General features: G+C 72.5%; 10 protein-coding genes. 6 read left to right on the top strand and 4 right to left on the bottom strand.

The genetic code is table 11. From position 1 onward, the window contains the following. The first annotated feature begins 75 nt into the window (after window positions 1–75). Window positions 76–528 (top strand): DUF350 domain-containing protein, encoded by a 453-nt coding sequence (locus tag NYF13_RS05140; protein ID WP_315654483.1) that lies wholly within the window; start codon window positions 76–78, stop codon window positions 526–528. A gap of 38 nt (window positions 529–566) precedes the next feature. Further along, window positions 567–1,472: a haloalkane dehalogenase gene (locus NYF13_RS05135; RefSeq protein ID WP_315654482.1), complete on the top strand. Its 906-nt coding sequence runs from the start codon at window positions 567–569 to the stop codon at window positions 1,470–1,472. A gap of 7 nt (window positions 1,473–1,479) precedes the next feature. Here NYF13_RS05135 and NYF13_RS05130 read toward each other — a convergent pair whose 3' ends face one another. Next, window positions 1,480–2,772, bottom strand: a complete 1,293-nt coding sequence (locus tag NYF13_RS05130) for an aspartate aminotransferase family protein (protein ID WP_315654481.1) — start codon at window positions 2,770–2,772, stop codon at window positions 1,480–1,482. A gap of 152 nt (window positions 2,773–2,924) precedes the next feature. On the opposite strand from NYF13_RS05130, the gene serS reads away from it, so the two are divergent. Beyond that, the gene (gene serS, locus NYF13_RS05125) at window positions 2,925–4,196 is read left to right on the top strand and encodes a serine--tRNA ligase (protein ID WP_315654480.1); all 1,272 of its coding nucleotides are present in this window, start codon (window positions 2,925–2,927) and stop codon (window positions 4,194–4,196) included. Between the two features lie 52 nt (window positions 4,197–4,248). Here serS and NYF13_RS05120 read toward each other — a convergent pair whose 3' ends face one another. Further along, entirely contained in the window at window positions 4,249–5,772 is a 1,524-nt protein-coding gene (locus tag NYF13_RS05120) for an alpha/beta hydrolase (protein ID WP_315654479.1), read from the bottom strand. 153 nt (window positions 5,773–5,925) lie between these two features. Here NYF13_RS05120 and NYF13_RS05115 point away from each other — a divergent pair, with 153 nt between their 5' ends. Then, entirely contained in the window at window positions 5,926–6,936 is a 1,011-nt protein-coding gene (locus NYF13_RS05115; protein ID WP_315654478.1) for a DUF3558 family protein, read from the top strand. Window positions 6,937–6,940: 4 nt separating this feature from the next. On the opposite strand, the gene lhgO is transcribed toward NYF13_RS05115, so the two are convergent. Then, entirely contained in the window at window positions 6,941–8,125 is a 1,185-nt protein-coding gene (gene lhgO / locus NYF13_RS05110; protein WP_315654477.1) for an L-2-hydroxyglutarate oxidase, read from the bottom strand. A 118-nt stretch (window positions 8,126–8,243) separates the two neighbouring features. Next, window positions 8,244–11,366, bottom strand: a complete 3,123-nt coding sequence (locus NYF13_RS05105; protein WP_315654476.1) for a BTAD domain-containing putative transcriptional regulator — start codon at window positions 11,364–11,366, stop codon at window positions 8,244–8,246. A gap of 169 nt (window positions 11,367–11,535) precedes the next feature. Between NYF13_RS05105 and NYF13_RS05100 the strand changes: the two genes are divergently transcribed. Beyond that, window positions 11,536–12,675 carry a DegT/DnrJ/EryC1/StrS family aminotransferase gene (locus NYF13_RS05100; protein ID WP_315654475.1) on the top strand — a complete coding sequence of 380 codons (1,140 nt, stop codon included), beginning with the start codon at window positions 11,536–11,538 and terminating at the stop codon, window positions 12,673–12,675. A gap of 38 nt (window positions 12,676–12,713) precedes the next feature. After that, a complete protein-coding gene (locus NYF13_RS05095; protein ID WP_315654474.1) occupies window positions 12,714–13,643 on the top strand; it encodes an NAD-dependent epimerase/dehydratase family protein in 930 nt (309 codons plus the stop codon). The last annotated feature ends 31 nt before the right edge of the window (window positions 13,644–13,674 follow it).

Raw genomic sequence — 13,674 nt, 5'->3', positions numbered from 1 at the left:
ATTGATAGGGTCCCCGCGTGATCGGGTGGCCTGCCTGATCGGCACGAAGCGTTCCGACCGTTTCCGGGAGATCCTGTGACCACGACCCTTGCGCTGTCCGACACGTTCGGCTCCGACCTCGTGCGGGGGATCGGGGCGATCCTGTTGTACGGCGTCGTCGGCCTGCTGCTGATGTTCGCCGGCTTCTACGCGATCGACTGGACCACGCCGGGCAAGCTGTCGCAGCTGGTCACGCGGGGGCTGCCGAACGCGGTGATCGTGACCTCGTCCGGGCTGCTGTCGATGGCGTTCATCGTGGTGGTGGCCATCTTCAACTCGGCCAGCGACCTCACTGGGGGCCTGATCACCTCGCTGGTCTACGGGCTGATCGGCATCGTCGTGCAGGTGGTCGCGGTGCGGCTGCTGGAGTGGGCCACGCGGATCGACGTCGGCTCGACCATCGAGAGCGAGGTGTTCGCGCCCGCGAGCATCGTGGTGGCGGCCGCGCACCTCGGGCTCGGTCTCGTGGTCGCGGTCAGCATCTCCTGAGCCTGGCCGGGCCGTCCGGCTCCCACTAGCGTGGAGCTGTGCGACTGCTCAGGACGCCCGAAGACCGGTTCACGGACCTGCCCGAGTTCGCCTATCAGCCGCGCTACACCGAGCTGGCCGACCCGCACGGCGGGCTGATCAGAGTGGGCCACGTGGAGGCGGGCCCGGCCGACGGGCCGCCGGTGCTCCTGCTGCACGGCGAGCCGAGCTGGTCGTTCCTCTACCGCAAGGTGCTGCCGGTGCTGGCCGACGCCGGACTGCGCGCGATCGCGCCGGACCTGGTCGGCTTCGGCCGCTCGGACAAGCCCGGCGACCTCGCCGACCACAGTTACGCGCGGCACGTCGGCTGGATGCGCGCGTTCGCCTTCGAGGCGCTGGACCTCCGCGAGGTCACGCTGCTCGGCCAGGACTGGGGTGGGCTGATCGGCCTGCGCCTGCTGGCGGAGCACCCGCGCCGGTTCGCCGGTTTCGTCGCGGCCAACACCGGACTGCCCACCGGGGACACGGACCTGCCGGAGGTCTGGCACTCGTTCCGCCGCGTCGCGGCGAGCGCGCGGGTGTTCGACACCGGCCGGTTCATCCAGTCCGGCACCCGCACGAAGCTGCCGGCCGAGGTGACGGCGGCCTACGACGCGCCGTTCCCGGACGAGACGTACAAGGCCGGCCCCCGGGCGATGCCGGGGCTGGTGCCGATCCGACCGGACGACCCGGCTTCGGCGGCCAACCGGGCGGCCTGGCGGAAGCTGACCGAGCTGGACGTGCCGTTCTTGTGCGCGTTCTCGGACTCGGACCCGATCACCGGGGCGATGGCGCCGATCCTGCGGCGCTCGATGCCGGGCGCGGCGGGCCGGTCCCACCCGACGATCACCGGGGCGGGCCACTTCCTGCAGGAGGACGCGGGCGAGGAGCTGGCCGAGCACGTGGCGCGGTTCGTGCGGCGCTGAAAGCGCCTCAGGCGAGCGCGGCCCCGGTGGCGGCCAGCGAGTCGACCAGGATGTCCAGGCCCTCCTGGGCCTCGGCCTCGGTGAGGGTCATCGGCGGGCCCAGGCGCAGGACGTTGCCGTGCAGGCCGCCCTTGCCGATCAGCAGGCCGCGGGCACGGGTCTCCTCCAGCATCCGCGCCGCCGCGCGCACACTGGGCGTGGTGGTGCCCGGCTCGACCAGTTCGACGCCGATCATCAGGCCCTTGCCGCGGACGTCGCCGACGATCGGGTTCGGCGCCGCACGCAGACCGGACAGCAGCTGGGTGCCGCGGGCGGCGCAGTTGGCCTGCACGTCGTGGTCGCTGATGTAGTCCAGCACCGCCGTGGCGCCCGCCGTCGAGACCGGGTTGCCGCCGAAGGTGGAGAACGACTGGGCCCGGAAGCAGTCCATCACGTCGCCGCGGGCGACCACGCCGCCGATCGCCAGCCCGTTGCCGAGGCCCTTGGCGAAGGTCATCACGTCCGGCACCACGTCGTGCGCCTGGATGCCCCAGAAGTGCTCGCCGGTGCGGCCCCAGCCGGTCTGGACCTCGTCGGAGACGAACAGGATCCCGGCCGGGTCCAGCACCTCCTTCATGGCCTTGAACAACCCGTCCGGCGGCACGCTGAACCCGCCGACGCCCTGGATCGGCTCGGCGATCAGGCAAGCGACGTCACCCGCGGTGGCGATCTGCAGGACGTCGACCAGATCGGCCACGCACGCGTCGATGTAGGCGGAGTCGGAGAGGTCCCGGAACGGGCTGCGGTACCGGTAGCCGCCGTGCACGTAGCTGACCTTGACCGGGCTCAGGGCCGAGGCCGACCAGCCGCGGTTGCCGGTGATCGCGACGGTGCCGAACGAGCGGCCGTGGTAGGAGTTGCGCATCGCCAGCACCTGGTTGCTGCGGCGGAACTGCGTGGCGAGCATCAGCGCGGTGTCGTTGGCCTCGCTGCCGGAACTGGTGAAGAACACCTTGGCGTCGGGGATGCCCGAGAGCTTCGCGATCCGCTCGGCCAGCTCCACCTGGGACCGGATCAGGTACAGCGTGGACGTGTGCAGCACGCCGGTGTCGAGCTGCTTCCGCACGGCGTCGCCGATCTCCGCGACGTCGTAGCCCATCGAGTTGGTCAGCACGCCGGCGAAGAAGTCGAGGTAGGTCTTGCCGTTCGAATCGGTGATCCGGCGGTCCTGCGCGTGCACGATCTCGAGCGGCTCTTCGTAGAACAGCGACATCCACGAAGGCAGTACCGCCTGGTGGCGCGCGAGCAGGTCGTCGGTCATGGCGTTCTCCTCCGTTGCAGCCTCTGGCGAGTATGGGGAGCCGGGGAAACGGGCGACAACGATCAGACTGTCGGCTTGTGCGCGGCGGCCCGCACAGTCTGTACGGGAAACTGCGTCGAACCGGTCACCGGCCTGCGGCTACCCTCATCCCCGTGATTGATCCCAGGACTCTGCGTGAAGACCCGGAAGGCGTGCGCGCGTCGCAGCGTGCCCGTGGGGAGGACGAAGGGGTGGTCGACAAGCTGCTCGACCTCGACTCCCGGCGCCGCTCCGCGATCGCGAACGCCGACAAGCTGCGGGCCGAGCAGAAGTCGCTGAGCAAGCTGGTGCCGAAGGCGCCGCCGGAGGAGAAGGCCGAGCTGCTGGCCCGGGCGAAGGACCTCTCGGCGCAGGTCAAGGCGGCCGAGGTCGAGCAGACCGAGGCTTCGGAGGAGTTCGACCTGCTCTTCCGCACCGTGGCGAACCTGGTGCACCCGGAGGCTCCGGTCGGCGGCGAAGACGACTTCGCGGTGCTGAAGACCGTCGGCGAGCCGCGGAAGTTCGACTTCACCCCGCGCGATCACCTCGAGCTGATGGAGGGCTTGGGCGCGGTCGACATGGAGCGCGGCGCGAAGGTGTCCGGCTCGCGGTTCTACTTCCTCTCCGGCGTCGGCGCGCAACTACAGCTCGGGCTGCTCAACATGGCCATCGCGCAGGCGCTGGAAAACGGCTTCACGCCGATGATCACGCCCTCGCTGGTGCGTCCGGAGATCATGGCCGGCACCGGTTTCCTCGGCGCGCACGCGTCGGAGGTCTACCGCCTGCGCGACGACGACCTCTACCTCGTGGGCACCTCGGAGGTCCCGCTCGCGGGCTTCCACTCCGACGAGATCCTCGACCTCGCCGACGGCGCGCGCCGCTACGCCGGCTGGTCGTCCTGTTACCGGCGCGAAGCCGGCTCGTACGGCAAGGACACCCGCGGCATCATCCGCGTGCACCAGTTCGACAAGGTGGAGATGTTCGTCTACACCCGGCCGGAGGACGCGGAGGCCGAGCACGCCCGGCTGCTCGGCTGGGAGGAGCAGATGCTGGCCAAGATCGACGTGCCGTACCGGGTGATCGACACGGCCACCGGCGACCTCGGCACCTCGGCCCACCGCAAGTTCGACTGCGAGGCCTGGGTCCCGACCCAGGAGACCTACCGCGAGCTGACCTCGACCTCGAACTGCACGACCTTCCAGGCCCGCCGGCTGTCCGTGCGCTACCGCGGGGAGAACGGCCGGCCCCTGATCGCGGCCACGCTGAACGGCACCCTCGCCACCACCCGCTGGATCGTGGCGATCGTGGAGAACCACCAGCAGGCCGACGGCTCCGTGCTGGTGCCGGAGGCGCTGCGCCCGTTCGTCGGCGGGCGCGAGGTGCTGGAGCCGGTGAAGAAGCGTTGAGCGAAACCCCGGAACGCTCCCGTGGACCACGGGAGCGTTCCGGGTCCCCCTCCTACTGGGCCGCGCAGAACTTGTCGTGGACCGGAAGTCGCCCCTCGACGAGGTAGCCGGTCACGGCGTCGCTTGCGCAGGTGTTGGGCTGCCCGACCAGGTAGACCCCGTGCCCGCCGCCGTCGACGGTGACCATGCGGGCCCGGTTGCCGAAAGCCACGCGGGTCTGCAGGGCGCCGGCCAGCGGGGTGGCCGGATCACGCAGGTTCTGCATCATCAGGACGTCCGTCGGGCCGCGGCCGGTGATCCGCACCTTCGGCTCGACCGGCTTCGACGGCCAGTACGCGCAGGTCCCGACGTTGGACCCGGCCGCGCCGAACATGGGGTAGAGCGCCCGGTCGACGGCGACGTTGAGCTGGTAGCCCGGCAACGAGGTCGGCCAGCTCGAATCACCGCAGGTCACGTAGAAGTAGCTGGAGATGATGTTGTCGTTGCCCGCGGCCGGCGCGTCACCCGTCTGCTCCGGCGCGGCGCTCTTCGGGGCCTGAGCCGACGGGGGCTGGCTCGGGTCGACCCCCACCAGGAAGTTGACCATCCTGGGGAAGGCCTTGTCGTTGTACAGCAGGCTCAAGCTGACCAGGCGGAAGGCCGCGCCGTCCAGTCCGGGCACCGGGTTGCGGTCGTACAGCTCGGCGAGCTGGTTGAACTTCGCGGTCACCTGGGCCGGCGTGGAGCCGAGCGGGTGGCCGGGCTGCGCGGCGGCGTACTTGGCGAAATCGGGGAACCGCTGCTGGAAGCCGGGGCCGAACCGGCGCAGGGCGTCGTAGTCCAGCCCGCCCGGGCCGAGGCTGCTGTCCAGGATGATCCGGTCGCTGCGCTGGGGGAACAGCGTGGTGTAGACCGCGCCCAGGTAGGTGCCGTAGGAGTAGCCGTCGTAGGAGATCTTCGGCTCGCCCAGCGCTTCGCGGATCCGGTCCATGTCGCGGGCGGTGTTCGCCGTGGTCACGTACGGCAGCATCCAGGCCGACGACGAGGTCGCGCACTGCCGGGCGATGGCCTGGGCCGCCCCGGACTGCTTGACCACGTCCGCCGCGTTGCGCGCGTACGGCGGGATGTTGCCCTTGACCTGCTGCTCCGGGGTCAGGTTGCAGGTCACCGGGGTGCTGTGGCCGACCCCGCGCGGGTCGAACCCGATGATGTCGTAGGAGTCGAGCACGCTCTGCGGCAGCTTCGCGGTCCCGGTCGGGCCGTCGCGCAGGTCGGCGGGCCACTGCAGCCCGGTCTCACCCGGACCGCCCTGGTTGACCAGCAGCACGCCGCGGCGTTTTTCCGGGTTCTGGCTGGCCAGCCGGGAGATCGCGACCGCGATCTTCCGCCCGTCCGGCTGCCGGTAGTCGAGCGGGACCTGGACGGTCGCGCACTGGAGGCCGGGTTTGGTGACGTCGGCGGGGCAGGCGCCCCACTGTGGACTCGGTGGACTCGGTGGACTCGGCGCTTGCGGCCCCGGTGCGGCGGCTTCGGCCACGCCGGCCGTGGCCGACACCACCGCCATCGCCGCGAGCGCCAGGGACAGGACTGTTCGCACAGGAATCTCCTCCTCGGATCCGGGCCTGCCTCCACCAGACCACCGCGGCGCCGGGCCGCCCCCTGTCATCTGTCACGGGCCGTTCGTTTCCGCCGATCCCCGGTGCGCCGCCGTTCGGCCCAGTAGGGTGCGGGCCGAACGGGAGGAACGGCGATGGGGTTCAGCGGAGTCCGCGCGGGGCTGGCGGTCGCGGCCGCGGCCGTGCTGCTCGCGGGGTGCACGGGGACGGTCGGGGGCACGGCCGCGCCGGTGCCGGGGCAGGGGCCGGTCAAGCCGGTGGTGGACCCGTGCCGGCTGCTGGACCAGCCGCAGGCCGACGGGCTCGGGTACCAGGTGCCCGGGCACGGCGTGCCCGCCAGCGAGGCCCAGCGCGCGCCCGCGATGTGCTTGTGGCACAGCAAGGACGACACCCAGGACTCGGTGATCCTGAACGTCGGCTGGGCCGTCGGCCAGACGTTGGAGGACTACCTGCAGGGCGCCGTCGTCAAGGCCCCGCCGGTGAAGCTGGGCGGTCTCGACTGGACGCGCTACGGCTCGTTCATCCCCGGCAGTTGCGATCTGTACACCACGCTCGGTGCGAAGTCCTACGCCTTCGTGAGCGTCTCGTTCAAGGACGAGGACCGGGCCTGCGAACTGGCGAAGCTCACCATTCCGCAGGTCGCCGCGCACCTGCCGGGCGGACGGCCCGCGCCGCCGATCACGCCGCCGGTGTCCTCGTCCCCGGCCCAGCCGAGCGGGCCGCTCGCGACGCTCGACCCGTGCACGCTGCTCAAGCCCGAGCAGGCCGCGCAGCTGAAGATGCAGTCCACGGGCCGGAAGAACACCTCGCAGAGCCCCACGGCCAACGTCACCTACTGCCTCTGGGACGACACCGACGGGGACCGCGGCCAGAAGGCGTTCGAGGTCTGGCTCGGCCCCGACGTGCCCGTGACGAAGTGGGTGGGCATGGACGTGCCGCCGATCGCGCAGGTCGACGCCGGCGGGCGCACGTGGTCGGTCTTCGGCAACTTCAACGACTCCGGCGGGGTGAACTGCGCGGCCGGGCTGGCGCTGGGCGACACCTCGTCGGTCGAGATCGTCAGCGGCTACCTGGACGACCCGGCCCACTCCTGCGACGCGGTCAAGGCCGGCATTCCGCTGGTCACCGCGAACCTGCCCGCCTGAGCCGCTACGGGGCGATCCGGTCCGCGATGTGCCGGGCGATCTCGAGCGCGCTCGTGGCCGCCGGGGACGGGGCGTTGAGCACGTGCACCTGGTCGCGGGCGGTCTCGATCAGGAAATCGTCGACCAGCGAGCCGTCGGGGCGCAGGGCCTGGGCGCGCACGCCCGAGCCGTGGCGGACGATGTCGTGCTCGGTGACCGCGGGGACCAGGCGAGCGAGGCCGGCGGCGAAGCGCTTCTTCGAGAACGAGCGCAGCACCTCCTCCAACCCGGTGGGGTACGCGTACTTCTTCGCGAGCCGCCAGGCGCCGGGGAACCGTGCCACGTCGGCGAGGTCCTTCGGGGAGACATCGGCCCAGCGGTAGCCCTCGCGGCGCAGGGCGAGCACGGCGTTCGGCCCCGCGTGCACGCTGCCGTCGAGCATCCGGGTGAGGTGCACGCCGAGGAACGGCAGCGTCGGGTCCGGCACCGGGTAGATCAGTCCGCGCACCAGGTGGCGGCGCTCGGGCTTGAGCTCGTAGTACTCGCCGCGGAAGGGCACGATGCGGGCGCTGGGCTCGAGCCCGGCCAGCTCGGCCACTCGGTCGGAGTGCAGTCCGGCGCAGTTGACCAGCGCGTCGGCGTGCAGCACCTCGGTGCCGGTGGCCACCTCGACCCCGCCGTGGCGGCCGGGGCGGATGCCCAGCGCGGGGGTGTTCAGCCGCAGGTCGGCGTCGGCCTCGTCGAGCAGCCGGACGAGTGTTTCGCAGACGGCGACGTAGTCGATGATGCCGGTCGACTCCACCCGCAGCGCGCCGACGCAGGCCACCTCGGGCTCGTGCTCCCGGGCCTCGGCCGGCGAAATCTGCTTGGCCGGGACGCCGTTGGCTTCCGCGCGCTCGGCCAGGGTGCCCAGCGCCGGCAGCTCACCCGGCTCGGTCGCCACCACGAGCTTGCCGCAGACCTCGACCGGCACCCCGTACTGCCGGGCGAAGTCTACAATGGACCGGTTGCCGGCCACGGACATGCGCGCCTTGAACGAGCCGGGCCGGTAGTAGAGGCCGGCGTGCACCACGTTGGAGTTGTGCCCGGTCTGGTGGGCCGCCCAGTGGCCCTCCTTCTCGAGCACGGTGACGTCCTGCCCGCGCTGGGACAGCTCCCAGGCCACGGCCAGGCCGACGATTCCTCCACCGATCACCACGACGTTTCGCACGGTCGGAAAGGCTACGCGAGGGGTTCGTGGTGACGGCCGGTGTGCCCGCGGGCGCGGCGGGCCAGGCGCACCGAACGCCTTCGCCGGGGTCCCGGCGGCGCCGATTCACCGTGCCGATTCACCGTGCCGGTTCGTTCCCCGCCGCGTCCAGCGCCTTCCGCGGGTCCGACTCCCGCCCGGCCGCGTACCTGCTCGCGAACTCCGGCCCCAGCCGGTCCCGCACGGCGGCGGTGACCTGCGCGACGTCCGGCTGCCCGGCCAGCTCCGTCCCGCGCACCGCGACCGCCGCGCCCAGCAGCAGGGCCGCCTCCTCCGGGCGGTCCTCCTGGACCGCCGCCCCGGCGACCCCCTCCAGGGCCGCGGCCAGCACCGTGCTGTCGCGCCACTGGCTCGCCGACGCCACCGCCGAGCGCATCAAGGTCCGGGCAGCGGGAGGGTTTCCCGCCGCCAGGGCGATCCAGCCGAGCTCGATCGTGGCCGCCGCCCGGGTCGCGGCCACGGCGTACGAGCCGCTGGTGCACTCCGCCAGCGCCCGGTCGGCCAGTGCGCGCGCCGTGGCCAGGTCGCCGGTGCGGCGGGCCAGCCCGGACAGGCCGAGGTACGCCGAGGCGCGGGTTTCGGGCATACCGGAGCGGCGGGTGAGCGAGATCGTCTGCTCGTAGTCCGCGCGGGCGCCGGCGAGGTCACCGCGCAGCGAACGGCCGGCGGCACGGCGGCAGAGCAGGTCGGCGTAGTCGTCGGTGGCGCCCAGTTGCCGCATCAGGCCCATCGACTCGGTCATCGCGGCCAGCGCCTCCTCGTGCCGGCCGCGCCAGGTGAGCAGTTGCGAAAGGTGGTCGAGCGACATCGAAAGTCCCCATCGCTCGCCCAGCGACCGGTACCGCGTCTCGCCCTCGCGCAGGCTCCGCTCGGCCGTTTCGAGTTCGCCCATCAGCATCGAGCGCAGGCCGAGGCCCATCGGCAGCAGGGCGCTGGTCCACGGATCGCCGTCGGCCATCAGGCGGCTGCGCACGGACAGCTCGGAATCGTCGGCGGGCGGGCCGACCACCACGCCCAGCAGCAGGTTCAGCATCGGGTGCCGCGGCGCCCAGGACAGGTCCGCCGCACAACCCTCCACAAGGGACTGAAACGGTGCCGTCGCCTCCTGGCCGGGGCCGCCGGAGCTGGCGTTCAGCACGCAGATCAGGAACTCCTCCGTGGGCTCGGCCTCGGGCCCACAACGCTTCACGACCTCCAGCGACAGCATGGCGCCCTCGTGGCGGCGCCCCCGCATCCACCAGTACGCCGCCAGCGCGGCCGCGAGCCGCAACGCCGTGGGCAGGTCCTCCTCGGTCGCCCAGCGCAAGGCGGCGACGAGGTTGTCGTACTCGGCGTCGAGCCGCTCCAGCCAGTCCAGCTGCTCGGCCGTGCGCAGCTTCGGGTCCGCTTCCTCGGCCAGGCGCAGGAACACCAGCGCGTGCGCCCGGTGCAACTGCCCGGTTTCGCCCGCGCCGGTGAGCTTCTCGGCGCAGAACGCGCGGATCGTCTCCAGCATCCGGTACCGGTCGCCGGAGATCTCCACCAGTGATTTGTCCGCCAGCCCCGGCAGCAGCCCGACGACGTCGGGCACCCCGCACACCTCCTCGGCCGCGGCCAGCGTCGCCCCGCCGGGGAACACGGTGAGCCGGCGCGCGAGGCGGCGTTCGTCGTCGTCCAGCAGCTCCCAGCTCCACTCCACGACGCCGCGCAGCGAGCGGTGCCGCGCCTCCGCCGTCCGGCTGCCGCGGGCGAGCAGGCGGAACCGGTCGTCGAGGCGCGCGGCGATCTCGCCCACGGGCAGCGTCCGGACCCGCGCGGCGGCCAGCTCCAGCGCCAGCGGCAGGCCGTCGAGCGCGGCGCACACGTGCTGCACGTCGCCGATCGTGCTCTCGTCCACGCGGAACGCCGGATCGCTGGCCGCGGCCCGGTCCGCGAACAACCGCACGGCCGGGTAGCCGAGCGCCGCCGCGGCCGGGGTGCCCGGCGGTGGCACGGCGAGCCGGGGCACGGGCGCCAGTTGCTCCCCGGTGAGGCCGAGCGGCTCCCGGCTGGTCGCGAGCACCCGCAGGCCCGGGCACGCGGGCAGCAGCCGCGCAAGCAGCCGGGCGGCGGCCTCGACCACGTGCTCGCAGTTGTCGAGCACCAGCAGCGGGGCGTGGTCGCGCAGGGCCGCGACCAGCCGGTCCACCGGGTCCTGGCCGGGGGCGCCGCGCAACGGTGACGCGCCTTCACGCAGGCCCAGCGCGCTCAGCACGGCCTGGACCACGTCACCCGCGACGTGCGGCGCCAGCGCCACGAACGCCACCGGCCCCGCCGCGGTCGTCGCGACCTCGACCGCCAGCCGCGTCTTGCCCGTGCCGCCGGGCCCCAGCAGCGTGACCAGCCGCGCGTGCCGCAGCAGCTCGCTGACCTGCCGCAACTCGCCGTCGCGGCCGACGAAGCTGGTCAGCTGCGCGGGCAGCGCCGAAACGGGGGTCACCGGCTCGCTCCGCAGCGCGGCCAGGTGGGCCTCGGCCAGCTCGGGTCCGGGATCGGCACCGAGCTCGTCGGCCAGCGTCCGGCGAGCGTCCTCGAACGCGGCCAGCGCCTCCGCGGACCGGCCGTCCGCTTGGAGGGCTCGCACGAGCTGGGCCCGCGGTCGCTCGCGCAACGGCTGCCCGGCGACGGTGGCGCGCAGCTCGTCGAGCACGCCGGCGGCTCGGCCGAGCGTGATCTCGGCGTCCACCCGGTCGGCGGCGACATCCGCGCGCAGCTCTTCGAGACGCGTTGCTTGCGTCGCCACGAAGGGCGCTTCGCTGACGTCGGCGAATGCCGGCCCACGCCACAGCGCGAGCGCTTCACCGAGCAGCTCACTCGCGCGGGCGGCGTCACCAGCGGCCAGCTCGCGCCGCCCCTCCCCGGCCAGCCGCTCGAACCGGTGGACGTCGACTTCCTCGGGATCCACCGCGAGCCGGTAGCCGGCCGAGGTGAACTCGACCGGAGCGACGCCCTTCAGCGCCCCGCGCAGCCGCGAAACCTGCGACTGAAGCGCGTTGGCCGCGCCTTCCGGCGGGTCTTCGCCGTACACACCGTCGATCAGCCGCCCGGCGGCCACGAACCGGCCCGCGTCCACCGCGAGCAGAGCCAGCAGAGCCAGCAGAGCCCGTGCGCGCGGTCCGCCGACGCCGATCGCGGCGCCCGGCGGCCCCCAGGCCGTGACCGCTCCCAGCACCCCGATCCGCATGGCCGCAAGCCTAGGCCGGGCGGCCGGACCGACCTGGTCAAACCGTCCGGAAGCCGGCGCGTTACTTTGGTCCGCGAGCCAACGGGCGGTTCCCCTTGCTGTAGTGCGTCACCTTCCGCTACGGGAAGTCACCATCGATGCACTTCACGGCCCCCGTAATGGGAGAGGTATGTCTGACGTCCAGGAACCGGTGCTGCTCGGCAGGCCCACGGTGGGTGAAGCGGAGCTCGCGGCGGTGGCCGAGGTCTTCCGCTCCGGCTGGCTCGCCGGCGCCGGACCCGCCTGCCGCCGGTTCGAGGAGCGGTTCGCCCAGCTCACCGGCACCGCGCACGCGCTGAGCACCAGCAACTGCGGCTCGGCCCTGTTCCTCGGGCTCAAGGTGCTCGGCGTCCGGCCCGGCGACGAGGTGATCGTCGGGGACTACACGTTCCCCGCGACCGGCCACGCGGTGCTGCAGGCCGGCGCGAAGCCGGTGTTCGCCGACGTCCGCCCGGACATCTGGAGCGCCGACCCGGCCGCCGTCGAAGCGCTGATCACCCCGCGCACGGTCGGCGTCCTCGCCGTCGACGTGGCCGGCCAGCCCGGCGATTTCGACGAGTACCGGGCCATCACCGAGAAGCACGGCCTCTGGCTGTTCGAAGACGCTGCCTGCTCGTCCGGGGCCACCTACCGCACGCGCCCGGCCGGCAGCCTCGCCGACCTCGCCGCGTTCTCCTTCCACGGCCGCAAGGGCATCACCGCGGGCGAGGGCGGCGCGCTGGTCTCGAACCGCGAAGACCTGATCGGCCCCGCCCGCAAGCTGCACACCTACGGCATCGAGCCCGCGATCAGCCGCGAGGGCTCGGGCACGCTGCCCATCCCCGAGTTCCACGAGCTGGGCTACAACTTCCGGCTCTCGGACATCCAGGCCGCGATCATGGGCGTGCAGCTCGACCGCCTGCCCGGACTGCTGGCCGCCCGCCGGTCCGTGGCCAGGCGCTACCACGAGGCGTTCGCCGAGGTCGACGCGCTGACCGTCCCGGTGGAGCTGCCCGACCGCGAGCACCCGTGGCAGGCCTACCTGCTCACGGTCGCGCCGGAGCTCAGCCGGGACGCGCTGGCCCTGCGCCTGCGCGAGCAGGGCGTGCAGTGCAACTTCGGCACGTACGCCTCCCACCTGCAGCCGGTGTACGGCGAGCAGGCGCCGCTGCCGGTGTCCGCCGACGCCTTCCGGCGCCAGCTGGCCGTCCCCATGCACGCCGAGCTGACCGACGCCGAGGTCGACCGCGTCGTGACCACGGTGCGCGAAGCCGTGCGGGCCCTTTCGTGAACCCCGAAGACACCGCCGAACGAGGAGAGACCGCGACCATGTCCGACAAGAAGGTGTTCTTCACCGGAGGCGGCGGGTTCATCGCCGCGCACGTCATCCCGATGCTGCTGGACGGCGGCTACACGGTCCGGATCTTCGACAACATGACCCGCGGCGACCGCGGCCGCGTCGAGAAGTTCGTGGCCACCGGCCAGGTCGAGCTGGTGGAGAAGGACGTCCGCTACGGCGGCGCGGTGCGCGAGGCCATGCGCGGCTGCACCCACGTGGTCCACTTCGCCACGGTGTCGATCAACAAGTCGATCGCCGACCCGCACGAGTCGATCGACATCAACATGACCGGCAACCACAACGTGTTCGCCGCGGCCGCGGACGAGGGCGTCCAGCGCCTCGTGTTCGCCTCCACCGCCTCGGTCTACGGCGAGCCGGAGCGGCTGCCGATGCACGAGGACGACCTGCTGCGCCCGCTCACGCCGTACTGCATCACCAAGCGCGCCGGCGAGGACCTGCTCGGCTTCTACCAGCGCACCAAGGGCCTGTCCTGGAACGCGCTGCGCTTCTTCAACGTCTACGGCCCCGGCCAGCGCATCGAGGCGTACTACACCTCGGTGATCAACCACTTCATCCAGCGCCTGCGCGCCGGCCGGCCGCCGGTGATCGACGGCCGCGGGGACCAGTCGATGGACTTCGTGCACGTCACGGACCTGGCGCGCTCGGTCGTGGCCGCGCTCGAATCGGAGCGGGGCAACCTCCCGATCAACATCGGCACGGGCGTCGACACCTCCGTGGCGACGCTGGCGAAGATCCTGATCGAGGCCGTCGGAGTCGACGTGGAGCCGCAGTTCAACGAGCGCGAGGTACTGGTTTCGCGCCGGGCCGCGGACATCACCCGGGCCCGCGAGGTGCTCGGCTGGGAGCCGCGGATCACCGTCGAAGAGGGCATGCGGGCCTTGGTGAGGGACTCGGCGTGAGCGCGACCGCGGGGCCGGGCCGAGGTCGTTC

Origin of the sequence: Amycolatopsis sp. PS_44_ISF1, assembly GCF_032335455.1 — a bacterium.
Taxonomy (GTDB): domain Bacteria; phylum Actinomycetota; class Actinomycetes; order Mycobacteriales; family Pseudonocardiaceae; genus Amycolatopsis.
The sequence above is the reverse complement of the archived record's forward strand: the minus strand, read 5'-3'. Positions and strand labels throughout refer to the sequence as shown.